Annotated in this window: 15 protein-coding genes, 1 tRNA gene and 1 pseudogene; 8 read left to right on the forward strand and 9 right to left on the reverse strand. The window is 68.9% G+C overall.

Annotated features, from left to right (window positions below):
* The 3 genes and pseudogenes from Q0C41_RS22535 to nuoI all read right to left on the reverse strand — a co-directional run.
* Positions 1-203, reverse strand: a pseudogene (locus Q0C41_RS22535) (hypothetical protein); the annotation flags it as partial.
* A 42-nt stretch (positions 204-245) separates the two neighbouring features.
* On the reverse strand, positions 246-2,147 hold the full coding sequence (locus Q0C41_RS22540; RefSeq protein ID WP_291987624.1) for a bifunctional homocysteine S-methyltransferase/methylenetetrahydrofolate reductase: 1,902 nt from the start codon (positions 2,145-2,147) through the stop codon (positions 246-248).
* 8 nt (positions 2,148-2,155) lie between these two features.
* On the reverse strand, positions 2,156-2,602 hold the full coding sequence (gene nuoI, locus Q0C41_RS22545; RefSeq protein WP_291987625.1) for an NADH-quinone oxidoreductase subunit NuoI: 447 nt from the start codon (positions 2,600-2,602) through the stop codon (positions 2,156-2,158).
* A gap of 214 nt (positions 2,603-2,816) precedes the next feature.
* Here nuoI and Q0C41_RS22550 point away from each other — a divergent pair, with 214 nt between their 5' ends.
* From Q0C41_RS22550 to lepB, 3 genes are read left to right on the forward strand one after another with little or no spacing between them, the layout of a single operon-like run.
* Positions 2,817-4,139 (forward strand): histidine kinase, encoded by a 1,323-nt coding sequence (locus Q0C41_RS22550; RefSeq protein WP_291987626.1) that lies wholly within the window; start codon positions 2,817-2,819, stop codon positions 4,137-4,139.
* Position 4,140: 1 nt separating this feature from the next.
* Positions 4,141-4,917 carry a LytTR family DNA-binding domain-containing protein gene (locus Q0C41_RS22555; protein WP_291987627.1) on the forward strand — a complete coding sequence of 259 codons (777 nt, stop codon included), beginning with the start codon at positions 4,141-4,143 and terminating at the stop codon, positions 4,915-4,917.
* Entirely contained in the window at positions 4,914-5,585 is a 672-nt protein-coding gene (gene lepB, locus Q0C41_RS22560) for a signal peptidase I (RefSeq protein WP_291987628.1), read from the forward strand. The genes Q0C41_RS22555 and lepB overlap by 4 nt, the downstream gene beginning before the upstream one ends.
* Positions 5,586-5,602: 17 nt before the next feature.
* Here the strand turns inward: lepB and Q0C41_RS22565 are convergent, their stop codons facing one another.
* From Q0C41_RS22565 to Q0C41_RS22580, 4 genes are read right to left on the reverse strand one after another with little or no spacing between them, the layout of a single operon-like run.
* The gene (locus Q0C41_RS22565; RefSeq protein WP_291987629.1) at positions 5,603-6,127 is read right to left on the reverse strand and encodes a ferritin; all 525 of its coding nucleotides are present in this window, start codon (positions 6,125-6,127) and stop codon (positions 5,603-5,605) included.
* A 55-nt stretch (positions 6,128-6,182) separates the two neighbouring features.
* Entirely contained in the window at positions 6,183-8,054 is a 1,872-nt protein-coding gene (locus Q0C41_RS22570) for a long-chain fatty acid--CoA ligase (protein WP_291987630.1), read from the reverse strand.
* A gap of 8 nt (positions 8,055-8,062) precedes the next feature.
* The gene (gene moaC, locus Q0C41_RS22575; protein WP_291987631.1) at positions 8,063-8,578 is read right to left on the reverse strand and encodes a cyclic pyranopterin monophosphate synthase MoaC; all 516 of its coding nucleotides are present in this window, start codon (positions 8,576-8,578) and stop codon (positions 8,063-8,065) included.
* Positions 8,571-9,227, reverse strand: a complete 657-nt coding sequence (locus Q0C41_RS22580; RefSeq protein WP_291987639.1) for a redox-sensing transcriptional repressor Rex — start codon at positions 9,225-9,227, stop codon at positions 8,571-8,573. The genes moaC and Q0C41_RS22580 overlap by 8 nt, the downstream gene beginning before the upstream one ends.
* A gap of 198 nt (positions 9,228-9,425) precedes the next feature.
* Here Q0C41_RS22580 and Q0C41_RS22585 point away from each other — a divergent pair, with 198 nt between their 5' ends.
* Both Q0C41_RS22585 and Q0C41_RS22590 read left to right on the forward strand, forming a co-directional pair.
* Entirely contained in the window at positions 9,426-11,366 is a 1,941-nt protein-coding gene (locus tag Q0C41_RS22585; RefSeq protein ID WP_291987633.1) for an OPT family oligopeptide transporter, read from the forward strand.
* A gap of 29 nt (positions 11,367-11,395) precedes the next feature.
* On the forward strand, positions 11,396-12,544 hold the full coding sequence (locus Q0C41_RS22590; protein ID WP_291987634.1) for an Ig-like domain-containing protein: 1,149 nt from the start codon (positions 11,396-11,398) through the stop codon (positions 12,542-12,544).
* A 19-nt stretch (positions 12,545-12,563) separates the two neighbouring features.
* Here Q0C41_RS22590 and Q0C41_RS22595 read toward each other — a convergent pair whose 3' ends face one another.
* The gene (locus Q0C41_RS22595) at positions 12,564-13,352 is read right to left on the reverse strand and encodes a lysophospholipid acyltransferase family protein (RefSeq protein ID WP_291987635.1); all 789 of its coding nucleotides are present in this window, start codon (positions 13,350-13,352) and stop codon (positions 12,564-12,566) included.
* A gap of 110 nt (positions 13,353-13,462) precedes the next feature.
* Complete coding sequence (locus tag Q0C41_RS22600) at positions 13,463-14,083, reverse strand: CarD family transcriptional regulator (protein WP_291987636.1); 621 nt, start codon at positions 14,081-14,083, stop codon at positions 13,463-13,465.
* Positions 14,084-14,271: 188 nt separating this feature from the next.
* On the opposite strand from Q0C41_RS22600, the gene Q0C41_RS22605 reads away from it, so the two are divergent.
* From Q0C41_RS22605 to Q0C41_RS22615, 3 genes are all read left to right on the forward strand, one after another.
* Complete coding sequence (locus Q0C41_RS22605) at positions 14,272-14,874, forward strand: cyclopropane-fatty-acyl-phospholipid synthase family protein (protein WP_291987637.1); 603 nt, start codon at positions 14,272-14,274, stop codon at positions 14,872-14,874.
* Between the two features lie 51 nt (positions 14,875-14,925).
* A tRNA-Leu gene (locus tag Q0C41_RS22610) sits at positions 14,926-15,011 on the forward strand.
* A 467-nt stretch (positions 15,012-15,478) separates the two neighbouring features.
* Positions 15,479-16,294, forward strand: coding sequence for a hypothetical protein (locus Q0C41_RS22615; RefSeq protein ID WP_291987638.1), 816 nt, complete (start codon positions 15,479-15,481; stop codon positions 16,292-16,294).
* The last annotated feature ends 300 nt before the right edge of the window (positions 16,295-16,594 follow it).

Consider the following 16,594-nt stretch of genomic DNA (forward strand, 5'->3'; position numbering starts at 1 on the left):
TGGATCTGCATGCGCTGGAGCGCCTGCACGCGACCGGGGTGGAGCGTCGGTCCGAACGTGAGGTCGTAGACGCTGGCGAGCTTCTCGTAGACGCCCTCGACGAAGTCGTTCTCGACGGCGGTGACCGACAGGGCGCGAGTGGCCGCATCGCCCTGCAGCAGCTCGTCTTCGGTCCGCGACCGATCTTCTCCGAACAATGCCATCAACAAGCTCCCCTGCGGCTAGAGATGCAGAAGTCTACCACGTCACCGCACCCCAACCGGGGGCGCGGCCACGTCGGTCGGCCGGCCGCCGGAGCCCGCCTCGACGGGAGCCGCGAGGGCTCCGAGGATGTCCAGTGCGTGGCTGACCTTGCCGCCCACGCCGGCCACGATGATGCCGGCGACCAGCGGTCGAATGGCCACGACCAGCTCTCGCGCGATGGCGAGCGCCTCGTCGGCGGCACGCCCGGCCCGGTCGGCCTCGGCCATGCGCAGCACCAATGACTCCGGTACGTTGACGCCGGGCTCTTCGTTCGCGAGCTGCTCGGCCTGGCGGGCACTGTCGAAGGCGCGCACGATGGCGAGCACCGGCACCCGCTGCGCCGTCGTCTCGGTCAGGAACTGCCGGAGCGCGTCGACGTCGTAGATCGGCCCCATCACGACGAACTCGGCCCCGGCCTCGACCTTGTACCGATAGCGCGACAGCTCGCGATCGGGCATCACCGCCGTCGGGTTGGCCGCAACGCCGATGTGGAAGGCCGTCGGCTGCCCGATGGCCTGGCCGCCGACGTCCTCGCCGCGGTTGAAGCGCGCCGCGACGTTGGTCAGCCCGATGGAGTCGACATCGAACACGGCCGTGGCGTCGGGATACTCGGTGCGCCGCAGCGGACGGCCGGTCACCAGCAGCAGGTTGCGCAGGCCCAGGGCGTGCGCGCCGAGCAGGTCCGCCTGCATGGCGTGCAGGCTGTGGTCGCGGCAGCAGTACTGCAGGATGGTCTCGACCCCGGCGCCCTGCTCCACGGTCACGGCACTGGCCAGGGCGCTCATGCGGGCGCGGCTGCCGGAGCCGTCGCTCACGAGCACGACGTCGAGCCCGTGGATGCGGGCCTCGCGGGCCTGGGCCGTCATGTTGTGGCCGAACCCGGCCGGCGGCGTCAGCTCGATGCCGGTGACGAAACGGCCGCGGCGCAAGGCGTTGGCCAGCGGCGACCTGGCCTCGACGGGGACCGGCGTCACGGCGGGCGGCGCGTCGGGCGCGACGTCGGCGACCGCGCCTGCCGCCGGCACCGGCGCCAGCGCATGCACGGCGAGGGCGATTTGCTTGACATGGTCGGGCGTCGTGCCGCAACAGCCCCCGATCAGGCGGACCCCGGCGCCGACGAACCGGCGCGCATACGACGCCATGTAGTCGGGGGAACAGAGGTACAGGTTCCGCCCGTCGACGTCGCGCGGCTTCCCGGCGTTGGGCATGGCGGCCAGCAGGGCCCCGGGTACCGCACGGGCCAGCCGCTCGACCGTGTCCAGCATCGCCGCCGGCCCGACACTGCAGTTGACTCCGAGCACGTCGGCGCCGAACTCGACCAGCTGCGGGCCGAACTGCTCGACCGGCGTGCCATCCAGCGTGTTGCCATCCTCGGCCGTGGTGAGCATGGCGACGATGGCGGCCTGGCTGACGCTGCGGATCGCCCGAATCGCCGCGCCGATCTCGTTGACGTCGCGGAAGGTCTCGAGGATGAACAGGTCCACCCCGCCCTCGGCGAGCCCGGCGGCCTGCTCGGCGAAGATCGCTTCGGCCTCGTCGAGGCCGGTCTTGCCCCACGGCTCGACGCGCACGCCGAGCGGCCCGATCGATCCGGCCACCCAGGCGGCGTCACGCGCGGCATGCTTCGCGATGCGGGCGCCCGCCAGATTGATGGCGTGCACCTTCTCCGCCAGCCCGAAGCTCGCGAGTTTGAGCCGGTTGGCGCCGAAGGTGTTGGTCTCGATGATCTCGGCGCCGGCCCGGAGATAGGCCTGATGGACGCCGACCACGAGGTCGGCCTCCGTCAGGTTCAGGTCCTCGAACGCACGATTGAGGAAGACCCCCCGCGCATAGAGCTGGGTGCCCATGGCGCCATCGCCGATGAGCACCCGGTCGCGCAGGGCGTCGAGGAAGGACTGGTTCACGTCAGGCGTTACTTGCGCGCCGGCGGCGTCTGCGCCTGGCCCGGCAGCGGAACGAGGAGGTCGTCCTTGTCCCACACGAAGTCATCCTTGCTGAACACGGCCAGCTCGTAGTCCTTGCCCATGAAGATGGCAGACACGGGGCAGGCCTCTTCGCAGTACCCGCAGAAGATGCAGCGGGTCTTGTGAATCTGGTACGTCCGGGCATAGCGCGGCCCGGCCATCACGCTGCCGTCGTTCTCGGCAGGTTCGAGGTAGATCGCGTCGGCCGGGCACGCCACCGCGCAGAGCCCGCACGCCACGCACTTCTCCAGCCCGTTTTCGTCGCGCATCAAGACCTGCTTGCCGCGCCACTTCGGGAACATCGGAACCTTCTCGTCGGGGTAGTTGACCGTGATGGGCTTCTTGAACATGTGCCCGAACGTGGTCTTGAACCCGACGAACCAGGGACGAATCATCTGTCTATGCCTCCGGGGGCCCCTGTCGCCTGTCGGCGGCGCAGGGCCAACGCGTAGTGTAACAACATCTTCGGCTTCGCGGCCGACCTTCGCCGGCGGAGTCGGGGTCCGGCACTGGGCCCTGCCTCTTGGGCCTTGCCTCTTGGACGCCCTGGCCTCGCCCGGCGCCCGACGGCCGCATGGCGACGGCCGGCCCGGGTTTACACTCCCCCTTGTGCTCCACGAGCCACGGTTCCTCTCCGCGGAGCAGTACCTGCTCGTCACCCTCATCGTGCAGCTGGCGGGCATCGCCGCGCTGGCGACGATGCTGGTGCGGTTCCGGCGCTTCCGGACCCTGCTGCTGACCGAGCGGCGCGACTGGCCGGAGCGGCTCAAGTTCATGGGGGCGCTCGGCGTGCCGCTGGCGGCAGGCGTGGCCAGCCGCCTCCTGCTGGGGTACGCCGCCGCCGACGTCTCCCTCGGCGGGGCCTACCTGGCCGGTCTGGTCGCCGGCCCCTACGCCGGCGCCATCATGGGCGCCATGATGGGCCTCACCGCGCTGGCCGGCGGTGAGTGGATCGCCGTGCCCCTGTTCGTCGGCTGCGGCTTCGCGGGCGGCGGTCTGCGCGAGATCTGCCCCAAGGACGCCATCTGGCACTTCTCGCCCTTCGTGCTGACCGGCCTGTTCCGCTACCTCTGGAAGCTCGTGCGCCGCTTCGAGGTGGACTGGCAGATGCTGCTCATCGCCGCGCCGATCGCCCTCGAGGTCCTGCGACAGGCCCTCGGTCATCGCTACGGCATGGACCGCCTGTTCTACTTCCCGGCCACCTCGCCAGGCATGCTGGTGCTGACCCTGCTGGCCACCACGCTGACGGTGGCCATCCCGATCAAGATCTGGAACTCGGCCCGCATCGAGCACAAGCTGCAGGAACAGGAAGCGCTCCTGCTCGAAGCGCGCATCGAGGCCCTGACCAGCCAGATCAACCCGCACTTCCTCTTCAACACCCTGACGTCGATCTCGTCGCTGATTCGCACCCGGCCCGACACGGCGCGGATGCTCATCAACCGGCTCTCCGGTCTGCTGCGTCGCCGCCTGCGCGCCCACGACCACTTCGTGTCGCTGCGCGACGAACTGTCGGCGGTCGACGAGTACCTGGACATCGAGTGCGTCCGGTTCGGCCCGTCCCTCCGGGTCGTCAAGGACCTCGACCCCTCCACGCTGGACCAGGTGGTGCCGAGCATGATCCTCCAGCCGCTCGTCGAGAATTCCATCAAGCACGGCCTGGCCGACACGCTCGGCGAGCGCCTGATCACCTTGCGCTCCCAGCGCGAGGGCACCCTGACCATCCTCGAGGTCATCGACAACGGCACCGGAATCGTCGAGGATCGGCCGGGCCGGTCGGTCGGCAGCGGGATCGGCCTGGCCAATGTCTCCGAGCGCCTCCGGGTCATCTACGGCGCGCAGGGACGCCTGGCGATCACCAGCGCACCGGGCCAGGGTACGCAGGTCCGCCTCGAGATCCCGGACCTGCTGCTGCCGGAACGGCGGTCGGCGTAACATGAAGCTCAGCGCCCTGGTCGTGGACGACGAACAGCCGGCGCGGGAGGAGCTCTGCTACCTCCTGTCGCAGGCAGGGCAGGTCGAAGTGATCGGGCAGGCCGACAATGGCATCTCGGCCCTGGGCCTGCTCGAAGACCTCGAACCGGATTTGGTGTTCCTGGACGTCCAGATGCCCGGGCTGACGGGATTCGAAGTCGCGCGCCAGGCCGCCTCGCGGCCGGCGCCGCCGCACATCGTGTTCGTGACGGCCTTCGACCAGTACGCCCTGGACGCCTTCCAGGTCAACGCGGTGGACTACCTGCTCAAGCCGGTGGACCCCAGCCGACTGGAACAGGCCCTCGGGCGCGCGCGGCGGCGGCTGGAGACCTCGCGGGCGCAGGCCGTCTCCCCCGAGGCGCTGGCGCAGATTGTGGAAGCGGTGACCGCCCGACAGAGCCGGCGGTCTCCGCTGGTCGTCAAGGTCGACGACCGGATTTTGCTGGTGCAGGCCGAGGACCTCATCTACGCCTCCTTGAACGAGGACGAGGTCACGGTCGTAGCCAGTCAGGTGACGGGGACGTCCAATCACCGGACGCTCGATGAGCTGCATGCGCATCTGGACCCGGCGGTCTACTGGCGCGTGCACCGGTCGTATCTCGTCAACATCAACAAGATCAAGGAGATAGTCCCCTGGTTCAGCCGGAATTTCATCCTGAGGATGCGGGACGCGAAGTCGACGGAGATCCCGGTCAGTCGCAGCCAGACGAAGCGGCTGCGCGAGTACCTGCAGCTGTGAGCCTCGAGGCCGCCCCTGCCGAGTTCGCCGCGGTCGTCGGCCCGAACCCGCCCTCCGGCTTCACGCCCGTCGTCGCTCCCGTCACCGCGCAGGCCGCCGACGAGGCCCTGCGCGCCGCCACGGCTGAGGTGCGTCGCCCCTCCATCTGGGTGCGCGCCGGCGAGGAACTGTTCACCTGGTTCAAGACGCTCGCGTCCGCTGCCGTCTACGCGACGCTGATCGTGACCTTCGGCTTCCAGGTGGCGCGCGTCGAGGGCCAGAGCATGGCGCCCACGCTGGCCGACCAGGACCGCCTGATCGTCAACAAGGCGATCTACAAGCTCGGGGATCCGCACCGCGGCGACATCGTGATGCTGTGGTACCCGGTGGACCCCGACAAGTCGTTCGTCAAGCGCGTCATCGCCGAAGAGGGCGATCGCGTGCGCATCGTCGACGGCCGCGTGTTCGTCAACGACGTGCAGCTGGAAGACGCCTATGTGCCCAGCGAGTATCGCGGGCACGACGACTGGGGACCGCAGGAGATCCCGGAGGGCTACTACTTCGTGATGGGCGACCATCGGAACAACAGTTCCGACAGCCGCCACTGGGGTTCGGTGCCCAAGAAGTACATCATCGGCAAGGTCCAGCTGCGCTGGTGGCCCCTGCCCAAGGCGCAGATCTTCGAGTAGCGCGACGCGGCGTCGCGCTAGCTGGCCTCGCCCGCCTCGCCGGTGCTGCTGCCGCCGCCGGCCCGCGCGCCGAGTTCGCGGTCGATCTCGAGCAGGGCCCGCGTGTCGGTGCCCGCCATCTCCAGCCGGGCGATGATGTCGCGCGCCGACTTCTCCTCCTCCACCTGCTCGGTGACGAACCACTGGAGCTCGACGACGGCCGCGAACTCCTTCTGCTGCATGGCCACGTCGTAGAGCGCATCGATCTGGGCGCTGACGCGCTCCTCCTGGGCCAGCGAGGCGCGGAACACGTCGAGCAACGTCGCCCCCTGCGCCCCCTCGAAGGGAATCGCGCGCAGCGTCACGCCGTGGTTGCGGGCGTGGATGAAGTCGAACAACCGCAGGGCGTGCCCGCGCTCTTCCTCGCTCTGCACACGGAACCAGTGGGCGGCGCCGGGGAAATTGAGCTCCTCGCAGACGCCCGACATCGCCAGGTAGCTGTGCGACGCCGCCAGTTCGTTGTTGACCTGCTCGTTGATCGCCTCGTAGACCTTCGCACTCATCGCTATCTCTCCTGCATGCCCCGGGCGCCGCTCACGCGGCCGTCCGGGCGATGCCTCATACGCCTTCGTACATGCGATCGACCACCGCCTGCCATCGATCGAGGACCACCTTGCGCCGCAGCTTCATCGTCGGCGTCAGTTCGCCGGTGGCGATGCTGAACTCCACCGGCAGCAGGGCCACCTTCTTGAGACGCTCGAACTGCGCCAGGTCGCGATTGAGCGGCTCGACCACCTCGTGGTAGAGCGACACCACGTCCTCGCGGGCCACGAGGGCCTCGCGGGACCCCGTTTCCATCCCCAGCACCTTCAGGCGATGCTCGAGGACCGTGAAATTGGGCACGATCAGCACCGCGGGAAACTTGCGGCCCTCGCCGACGATCATGGCCTCGGCCACGAGCGGATGCCGCTTGAGCAGCGCCTCGATGGGGGCCGGGGCAATCTTCTTGCCGCCCGACGTGACGAGCAACTCCTTCTTCCGATCGGTGATCGTCAGGTAGCCGTCGTCGCTCAGGGTGCCGATGTCGCCGGTGTGGAACCAGCCATCGGGCTGCAGCACCGTGGCGGTGTCTTCGGGCTTGTTCCAGTAGCCCTTCATCACGTGCGGCCCGCGCGTCATGATCTCACCGTCGTCGGCGATCGCGACCTCGACGCCGTCGATCGCGCACCCGACGCTGCCGAAGCGCGGCGTGGTGCGTGGATTGACGGTGATGACCGGCGACGTCTCGGTGAGGCCGTAGCCCTCGATGAGCGGCACGCCGACCGCGTGGAAGAAGGTGGCGATGTGCGCCGGCAGCGGCGCGCTGCCCGAGACCGCCAGTTTCAGGCGACCGCCGACACGCTCGCGGATCTTGGTGGCCACCAGACCGTCGGCCACGGTTTCCTGCATCCTGAGGAACGGCGACAGCGTCCGTCCGGCGCGACGGACGGCGGAGGCCTCGGTGCCCACGCGCACGGCCCAGTCGAAGATCCGCCGGCGAAACGCCGGCGCGGTCGCGACCACGTCGAGGATGCGGCCGTGCAGTTTCTCGTAGACGCGCGGCACGCCGGTCATCACGGTCGGCCGGGCCAGCTGGAGGTCGCGGGCCAGGGTGTCGAGCGACTCGGCGTGACAGACGCTGAGCCCCTCGTGCAGATACAGGTACGTCACCATCCGCTCGAACACGTGACTGAGCGGCAGGTAGCTGAGCGCCACGTCCTGCGGCTGCAGGTCCAGCACGGGGACGACGGCGCGCAGGTTCGACAGCACGTTCTCGTGCGTCAGCATCACCCCCTTGGGCTCACCGGTCGTGCCCGACGTGTAGATGAGGGTCAGGAGGTCGTCGGGCTCGACGGCGTCGATGCCCGCCTCGTAGCGGGCGACGGCCGCGGGGTCCCCTGCCAGGGCACGCCCGCGTTCGATCACGCCCTCGAGGCGCAGCACGGTGTGGCTGCCGCGGACGGCCGACGGCGGCACCTCGTCGGTGAAGACGACGATGAACTCGAGGTCGGGCAGCAGGTGCCGGACCGTGAGGATCTTCTCGGCCTGCACGGCGTCCGAGACGAACAGGCCACGCGCCCCGGAGTCCTCGAGGATGTAGCGGGCCTGCGGGCCGGAGAGCGTCGGATAGACCGGCACGGTCACCAGCCGGGCGGTGACGAGGCCCATGTCGGCGAGCACCCACTCCTGGCGGGTTTCGGACATGATGGCGACGCGGTCGCCCGGTGCCATCCCCATGTCCTCGAGGGCAAGCCCGATGGCGCGCACGCGCTCGACGAAGGCCGCCGTCGAACTCGGCTTGAGTCCATCCGCCGTGCACTGCTGCAGGAGGTCGGGGCGCGGGTGCTGCCGCAACAGATCCGAGGGCAGTTGGGCAAGGGATCGGATCCGCGGCGGGGCGGACGGCGGGAATCGGAACGCACGTTGGTGCGATGAGGCAGCGACGGCCATGGGAACCCTCACGCGTGAGTCGGGCGGACGACGTCGCGCTTGCCGCCACGCTTCTCCACCAGCAGGATGTGTTCGATGACCATGGCGGTGTCCACGGCCTTCAGCATGTCGTAGACGGTCAGCCCCGCCACCGCCACCGCGGTGAGGGCTTCCATCTCCACGCCCGTCTGTCCCGAGGTTCTGACGGTCGCTTCGATGGCGATGCCGCCGCGCGCCAGTTCCACGTCCACCTGCACGGCGGTCAGCGGCAACGGGTGGCACAACGGAATCAGGTGGGCGGTCTGCTTGGCCGCCATGATCCCGGCCAGCCTTGCCGCCTGCAGCGGATCGCCCTTCTTGACGGCCCCGGTGCGCACCAGCCGACGGGCCGCTGCGGAGACCCGCACGAAGCCGCGAGCGACGGCCACGCGGTCGGTGACGGCCTTGCCCGAGACGTCGACCATTCGCACCCGCCCCTCGGCGTCGGCATGCGTGAGGACGGCCGGGCGGGGCGCCTCCCGAACAGCGTCGACGGGCTTACGCATCGATGTGGCCATTGGCGAGGAAGAAGGACAGGCTCTCGAAGGTGATGGTCAGGTCCATGCTCTTCAGCTTGACGTGCGGCGGCACACGCAGGCTGCCGGGCGAGAAATTGAGGATGGCCCGGATGCCGGCGGCGACCGCCGCATCCACCGTCTCCTGCGCCGCGTCGGCCGGGACGCTCAGGACCGCGATGTCGACCTTCTCGCGTTCCACGAGCCGCTCGAGTTCCTTCGCGTGGCGGATGGGCACTCCGCTGCGCGAGTACTGCCCCACCTTGTCCCGCGCCGTATCGAGCAGGGCGACGACGTCGAAGCCATCCTGACGGAAGCCGGCATAGTCGGCCAGCGCGAGCCCGAGGTTGCCGGCGCCGATGATCACGACCTTGATGCTGCGGTCGAGCCCGAGGATCTGTCGCAGGTGACGCTTGAGGTCCTTGACGTAGTAGCCCACGCCGCGGATGCCGAACTCGCCGAAGTGTGCCAGGTCCTTGCGAATCTGCGCGGCGTTGAGCGCGAACTGCTGCGCCAGCCCTTGCGAGGACACGGTGTTGACGCCGCTGGCGTCCAGCGACTCGAGGCAGCGCAGATACACGGACAGCCGGGCCGTCGTGAGTTCCGAGACCTGGTCACCGCCAGCCCGGACCCGTTCCATGTCGGACACAGGGGAAATGATAGAGCACGGAGTCAAGGGAGGAGGGACAAGGGGACGAGTCACAAGGGCGGCAAGGGACAAGGGACGAGGACCGACGTGACCAGGGACGTGTCCCTCGCCAACCTGCCCCTTCTCCCTTGGCGCCCTCTCCCTTGTTCTCGTGTCCCCTGTCCCCTGATTTGGGGTATACGTCCCCTCATGGCTCAGCCGACGTTCTCCCCGTATGTGCCCCCGGACCAGGCGCCGCCCGAGTTCACGGCCAAGGCCGTGCTGCTCGGCGCGCTGTTCGGCCTGCTGTTCGGGGCCTCGACCGTGTACCTCGGACTGCGCGCCGGGCTGACCGTCAGCGCGTCCATCCCGATTGCGGTCCTCGCCATCTCGGTGCTCAAGCGCTTCGGGGGCTCCACCATCCTCGAGAACAACATCGTCCAGACGATCGGGTCGGCGGGCGAATCGGTCGCCGCCGGTGTGGTGTTCACCATTCCCGCGCTGATCTTCCTGACGCCCTACGGGCCGGCCTACTTCAACTACTTCCAGATCACGATGCTGGCCTTCGCGGGCGGCATCCTCGGTGTGCTGCTGATGGTGCCGCTGCGCCGCGCCCTGATCGTCAAGGAACACGGGGTGCTGCCGTATCCGGAAGGGGCGGCGTGCGCCGACGTACTGATTGCCGGCGAGCGCGGCGGGCAGCTGGCCACGCTGGTGTTCCAGGGGCTGGGCATCGGCGCGCTGTTCAAGGCGCTGCCCTGGATCTTCCAGCTGGTACGGACCGAGGTCGGCTACACCACCCCGAAGACCAGCGCGTTCCCCAATGCCACGGTCAACATCGACATCTCGCCCGAGTACATGGGCGTCGGCTACGTCATCGGCCCGCGGATCGCCGGCGAGATGGTCGCCGGCGGCGTGTTGTCGTGGATGGTGCTGCTCCCCCTGCTGACGATTCTCGGCGCCTACATGCCGATGCCCTTCCCGCCCGCGCCCCCCGACGGTCTCCGCATCGTGGACATGGCGCCGGGCCAGATCTGGAGCCAGTACATCCGCTACATCGGCGCCGGCGCCGTGCTCGCCGCCGGCCTCATCACGCTGGCCCGCACCATCCCGACGATCATCGGGTCGTTCCGCGACAGCGTGAAGGACTTCCGGGCCGAGCACGCCGGGCGGACGCAACTGCGGACGGAGCGTGACCTGCCGGTGGGGATCGTGCTGGGCGGCACGTTGCTGCTGGCGGTGTTCCTGGCGGTGGCCCCCGGCATGCCGACGCAGGGCAATCCCCTCGCGGCCCTGCTCGTGGTCGTCTTCGGCTTCTTCTTCGTGACGGTCGCCTCCCGTATCGTCGGGCTGATCGGGAGTTCGTCGAGCCCCGTCTCCGGCATGACGATCGCCACGCTGATCCTGACCTGCACGATCTTCGTGAGCATCGGCTGGACGGGCGACCTCTATGCCCCGATTGCCCTGACGGTCGGCGCCGTGGTGTGCATCGCCGCGGCCAATGCCGGCGCAACGTCGCAGGATCTGAAGACCGGCTTTCTCGTCGGCGCCACCCCACGGGCGCAGCAGATCGGCCTGGTCATCGGCGTCGTGGTGTCGGCGCTGATCATCGGCGTCACCACACTGTACCTGCACAAGGTGATGGTCATCGGGTCCAATGCGCTCCCCGCGCCGCAGGCCACGCTGATGTCCACCATCATCCGGGGACTTCTCAGCCAGAACCTGCCCTGGGGCCTGGTCCTGACCGGCGTCTTCATCGCGGTGACCATGGAGTTGTGCGGCGTGCGGTCGTTGTCGTTCGCCGTCGGCGCCTACCTGCCGATCGCGACCACTGCCCCGATCTTCGTCGGTGGCCTGGTGCGGTGGCTCGTCGAGCGATCCACGGGGACGCACGACGAGTCCGAGGTCAGCGCCGGCACCCTGTTCAGTTCGGGCCTGATTGCCGGCGGGTCCATCGCCGGGATCGCCTATGCGGTGCTGTACGGGTCGCGCGACTACATGCCGACGGTGCTCCGGGTGGAGGACGCCCAGGAGAGTCTGGGACGCCTGCCGTTCCTGCACGAGGGCGTCACCGGGCACGTCGTCGGCCTGGCGTTGTTCCTGACCCTCGGGCTCATCCTGGCCCGCGTGGGGCGGCGGCGCGTCAACTGAGACGCCTCGGCCGGCGTCGTTACACACATATGGCGGTCCGCTTCCTGCTCGTCTCGCTGCTCGGCCTCGTGCTCGGCGTTGTGCCGGCGGGGGCACAGATTCGTCCCGAGCTGTCGTCGGCGCGGCGCGCGACGACTCTCGACGCGCTCGCGGCGTTTCCCGGCTTCTACCACCTGCAGGCGGTCCGCGTCCGTGCCCGGCTGGTCACCGATCAGGTCGGTACGGCGCTGCTCAGCGGACAGACGCGCGTGCTGACGGTCGGGGACGCGGCGGTGGCGCAGATGGAGGGCGACGTCGAGGTCACCGGCACGTTCATCGACATCGGACGGCTGACCCAGGACGACCAGCGAGTCGCCACCTACGGCCTCGTGGCGCTGACGCAGAAGGTGCTGCAGCGGGACTGGCCGTCGCAGGGCGAACTGCCGATCCTGGTCGTAAGCGAGGTGAACGTGGCCGAACCGCTCACCGCGCCGTCGGTGCGTGCCCTTGCGCTCGATCCGGCCCGCTACGACGGCCAGACCGTGACCGTCAGCGGCCGCTTCCGCGGCCGCAACCTGTTCGGCGACCAGCCAGCCGCGCCGGCGCGCAGCAAGTTCGACTTCGTCATCCAGTTGGCAGACTCGAGCGTGTGGGTCGTCGGGCGACGCCCGCGCGGCCCGAACCTCGACCTCAACGTCGAGGCGCGCGTCGACACGGGACGATGGCTCGAGGTGCAGGGCGACGTCCGCACGAGCAAGGGCCTCGTATGGATCGAGGCCACCGCGATCACCGCCACCAAACCGGTGACCGACACGGCTCCGACCGAAACGGTCACCGAGGCCGTCGCGGCCGCACCGCCGCCACAGGTGATTTTCTCCACGCCGACGGCGGGCGAAGTCGACGTGGCGCAGGACGCCAGGATTCGACTGCAGTTCTCGCGCGACATGACGGCCGAGTCGTTCAAGGGCAACGTCACGGTGGCCTACGACACGGCCGAAACCGCGGAGCGGGGGGTGCCGCCGGTGGCGACGCCGCCGTTCGTCGCCAGCTACGATCAGGGCCGACGGACGCTGGAGCTGAAGTTCTCGGGGCCGTTCGACCGGTTCCGCACGGTGATCGTCCGGCTGACGCCAGGCATCACGGCGTTCGACGCCCAGCCGCTCGTGCCTTTCGAACTGCGCTTCACGGTCGGCGGGTGAGACCGCCGAGGCCACGCGACTAGCGAGGTGAGGCCGCCCCGGACCGCCTGTCGGTCTGGGCCTCCCGATCGGCGGCCTCGGCCTCGACCAGCAGCCGCGCCACTTCGTCGCGGACGCGCTCGGTGAGGGCGTCGCGCTCGCCAATCTGCAGGCCGGCCGTCTCGATCGGTGGTCCGAAGTGCACCCGCACCGTCGTCGGCCAGATGAGCGGGCTGCCGGGGCGCATGGCGCGGGCGGCGCCGAAGATGGCCGCAGGCACGACCGGGGCCTGGGCCTTGATGGCGAGCACGAAGGCCCCCTTCTTGAACGGCAGCAGCGCGCCGGTGCGGCTGCGCGTCCCTTCCGGAAACATCAGCAGGGAGTTGCCCGACTGGACGCTCCTGGCTGCCCGATCGATGGCTTGCGTGGCGCGCTCGCGGTGCTCGCGTTCGATCGGCACGAAGCCGACGAGATCGAAGCCTCGGCCCAGGATGGGCAACTTCCTGAGCACGGCCTTGTAGACGACCTTCAACCGCGGCGTGAGTTCGCGCAGCACGGCGAAGATGATCGGCGGCTCGACGTTGCTCGCGTGATTGACGGTGTAGAGGGCGGCCCGATGTCGCTGGATGTGCTCGCGGCCAGCGACCTCGGCGCGAATGCCCAGGATGGCCATGGCCATGCGCACGCAGGCGATGCCGAGCACGAGCAGGTGGCGATGGGTGTTGGTGGCGAGGGCGAGGAGCACGGCCGGCGTGCCGATGATCACCACGTAGGCGATCACGAACACATAGGCGAGCACGCTGCGAATGGCGGTGATGACGGTGAGCACGGGAGCCAGGGGCGGCGGGGATACCGCCTCGGCACTATACAACGCGAAAGAGCCCGGTGACCTCTCGGTCGCCGGGCTCCCTGCGGTTTCCTCGACGCGGCGCCAGGCCCCTAGTTGCCGCTCATTGCACGACGGGCGGTCGCTCGCGTGGCCGTGGCCACCTTGGGGGCGACGACCTTCGCGGCCATGGCCACCGCCGTGGTGGTGACCGGACGACGCACGGGGATGCTTTCGTCCTTGGTCTTGAAGCACTTGCAGAGCGCCTCATCGACCATGGTCTCGACGCCCGTCATCGGCTGATGGGTGACTTCCGAAATCTCGGAGATGACGAGGAAGCGGGCTCGGTCGAGCATGCGCTTCTCGCGGAAGGAGAGGTTCTTGGTCTTGCTCAGGTAACACAGACTCTTCAGGACTTCCACGACGTCGTAGATGGAGCCCGTCCGCATCCGATCCGAATTGTCCTTGAAGCGCCCTTTCCAGTTCTGGTGACTGTCGATGTTGCCGTCGGAAAGCAAGCCGTACAGCCGCTGGATTTCTTCGTCACAGACGGCGCGGCGCAGGCCAACGCTGTCGACATTGTTGACGGGCACGAGCACCGTCGTCTCATTTGCCACCATGCGCAATTGATAGAAATCGCACACGGTTCCCAGAATCGTCTTGGTCTCGATACGTTCAACGACACCGAGTCCATGATTCGGGTAGATGACCTTGTCACCGACCTGAAATGTCACGGGCACCCCTCTCTCCGGATATGCACAGGTAGCGCTTCCAGCGATGCGGTCTTAGAAACCCCCACAGTATAGCGCAAATTTGCTGGCCACCCCGACACATCGGTGCCGGACCCGACCGCGCGCCTCGTCGCGGCGTCGTAAAGTGGCCGTGAGGCTGCAGTTGGGCGGCCTCGGGCGAGGAGCGTGGGATGCAGAGCGCACAGTGGCGAGTTCTCGGGGCCGTGCTGGTGGCCATGGTGATGATCGGCGGAGGGGCCTGGGGCACGGGCCTGCTGAACGCCGCCCCGATGGCCGGCACGCAGCGTCCTCACCTGGCCCCGTACGTGCCGACGCCACAGGACGTGGTCGAGCGGATGCTGGCCATGGCCAAGGTGGGCAAGAACGACGTGGTCGTCGATCTGGGCTCGGGGGACGGCCGTCTCGTCGTGACGGCGGCCAAGCAGTTCGGCGCCCGAGGCATCGGGATCGACATCGATCCGGCGCGCATCGCGGAAGGCCGCGCCAATGCCAAGCAGGCGGGGGTCGAGTCGCTGGTCGAGTTCCGGCAGGAAGACGCGCTCGAAGCCGACGTGTCGACGGCGACGGTGGTCACGCTCTATCTCCTGTCCTCATCGAACGTGAAGCTGCGGCCGCGGTTGTTGAGTCAACTCAAGCCGGGGGCCCGCATCGTGTCGCACCAGTTCGGCATGGGCGACTGGGCACCTGACGCGGTCGAGACCTTCACCGACGCCAACGGCACCAGTCGCACGCTCTACATCTGGACGGTCGGCGCCAACAGCCCGAAGCCCTGAGGCGGCCGGCGCTCCCGCGCCGGGGCGCGATTTGGTACACTGCCCGACCACGCCCGCTTGGCGAAATGGCAGACGCAGGGGACTCAAAATCCCCCGCCCGCAAGGGCATCTCGGTTCGAGTCCGAGAGCGGGCACCAGCAGCACTCCCCCAGCACGAGTTCGGTCCATGGCGACTGCCCCGCGTCAGCCCCCGGCCGGCGGCCAGATCCGGACCCTTCGCGGTCTGGCGGCCTACGCGTGCGGCCACACGGGCAGTTGCTGCCGAGCCGGCTGGCCCATTCCCATCGACGACCACGTCCTGGTCATGCTCCACCAGGCCGATGCCACAGGCGCGCTCCCTCCAGGCACCCGGGGCCGCTGGCTCAACCATGGCACTCTCGGTCATACGGCCAATAACGAGTGCGTCTTCCATACCCCCTCGGTCGCCCATGCCGCCTGCAGCCTGGAGCGGACGATGGGGAGTGGGGCGTTGCCAACCAGTTGCCGGCAGTTTCCGCGCGTGTTGTTGACGGATGCCCGCGGCTGGCACCAGTCGCTCTCCGTCTGGTGCGGCACGGCCGCGCGAATGGTCGCGTCCGGAGCTGGGCACCAGAGTTCGGGGCGCATGGCGGACACTAATTTTCTATCAATCGACCACATTTCAGTCGACCCACGGGTGCATGTGGACGCACTCGACGCCGGCGATGCCTGGCCGCCGTTGCTTCGCCCCGGTGTCCTAGCTGGACATGGGTCGTACGACCAATGGGAAACCCGGCTGCTTCAGGACTTTCTGGCGCCGGTCCTGCGCGGCGCCCTCCCCCTGGCGTCCGCCCTCGGCAGTGCCCTGTGCTGGACCGATGTCCTGCGGGCGTGGCGGCCCTCGGACGGCGCCCTCGAAGTGCTCGTCGCCCGGCCCTGGCGCCATCCCGATCTGGCCCGGCTGTTGACGCAGCCCGTCAGCACGAACCACCTCGCTTCGACCGTGCGGGATGCGCTGATCGCCCAGGTCCCCGAGGCGTGGCAGCCGGCCGCCTGGCCGGCCGGCCTGACCGATCCCTCCGGTGACGCGACGCCGGTGACCGCAGCCGACGCCGAGCAAGCACTGGCCCGTTACCTGGGCACCCGATTGTTCGGATCCTGGGTGGCCTATCAGGGCGACGGGCTTCGGTCGGTCGCCGCCTCGCTCGTATCGGCCTATGCGCTCGTCGCGTTGGCGCTCACCGCGTCAGCGGCAAGACCGATGACATTCGGTCATATAACCGATTCGCTGCGCGCGGCCGACTGGCTGCTCCTGCATCTGCTCGACCGGCCCCAGTGGGCGGCGTGGTGTCGCGCCTGGGAGAAATCGCCGGACGCGAGACCGCTGATCGCCCTGGTCGCGGCCGCAGACCGCCTCATCCGCGATCTGCCGTGGTCCCCCACGCCGGCCTCGCCAGCGTGAGGCTCGCCCGTCACTGCCGGGACGGACGGGGCGACGGGCGACGCCCACGTGGTCGCGCGGGCGCCGGGTTTGTCGGGTCGGGCGCCGGGGTCGTCGGGTCGGGCGTCGATGGCCCTGCTGGAAGAACTGATATCGGCGGGGCTGATCGCCAGCCACCATCCCTGAATGCAGGGAGTCGCGTGAACGAACAAGGGCGCAGACACGCTGCGATGCGGCTGCGCCTTTGTCCGGGAGTTCGCGCCAGCCCCTCCTGAGGGACCGACGCTGCGCCTCGCTTACTTCGGGGCGTACTTGCCCGTC

The sequence above is a fragment of the Luteitalea sp. genome, from assembly GCF_022842525.1.
Classification (GTDB): domain Bacteria; phylum Acidobacteriota; class Vicinamibacteria; order Vicinamibacterales; family Vicinamibacteraceae; genus Luteitalea.

What these genes read in the sequence shown, in the direction of transcription:
- nuoI (WP_291987625.1), bottom strand. Translation starts at nt 2,602, where the DNA reads ATGATTCGTCCCTGGTTCGTCGGGTTCAAGACCACGTTCGGGCACATG.
- Q0C41_RS22555 (WP_291987627.1), top strand. Translation starts at nt 4,141, where the DNA reads ATGAAGCTCAGCGCCCTGGTCGTGGACGACGAACAGCCGGCGCGGGAG.
- Q0C41_RS22565 (WP_291987629.1), bottom strand. Translation starts at nt 6,127, where the DNA reads ATGAGTGCGAAGGTCTACGAGGCGATCAACGAGCAGGTCAACAACGAA.
- Q0C41_RS22570 (WP_291987630.1), bottom strand. Translation starts at nt 8,054, where the DNA reads ATGGCCGTCGCTGCCTCATCGCACCAACGTGCGTTCCGATTCCCGCCG.
- moaC (WP_291987631.1), bottom strand. Translation starts at nt 8,578, where the DNA reads ATGCGTAAGCCCGTCGACGCTGTTCGGGAGGCGCCCCGCCCGGCCGTC.
- Q0C41_RS22580 (WP_291987639.1), bottom strand. Translation starts at nt 9,227, where the DNA reads ATGGAACGGGTCCGGGCTGGCGGTGACCAGGTCTCGGAACTCACGACG.
- Q0C41_RS22585 (WP_291987633.1), top strand. Translation starts at nt 9,426, where the DNA reads ATGGCTCAGCCGACGTTCTCCCCGTATGTGCCCCCGGACCAGGCGCCG.
- Q0C41_RS22590 (WP_291987634.1), top strand. Translation starts at nt 11,396, where the DNA reads ATGGCGGTCCGCTTCCTGCTCGTCTCGCTGCTCGGCCTCGTGCTCGGC.
- Q0C41_RS22605 (WP_291987637.1), top strand. Translation starts at nt 14,272, where the DNA reads ATGCAGAGCGCACAGTGGCGAGTTCTCGGGGCCGTGCTGGTGGCCATG.
- Q0C41_RS22615 (WP_291987638.1), top strand. Translation starts at nt 15,479, where the DNA reads ATGGCGGACACTAATTTTCTATCAATCGACCACATTTCAGTCGACCCA.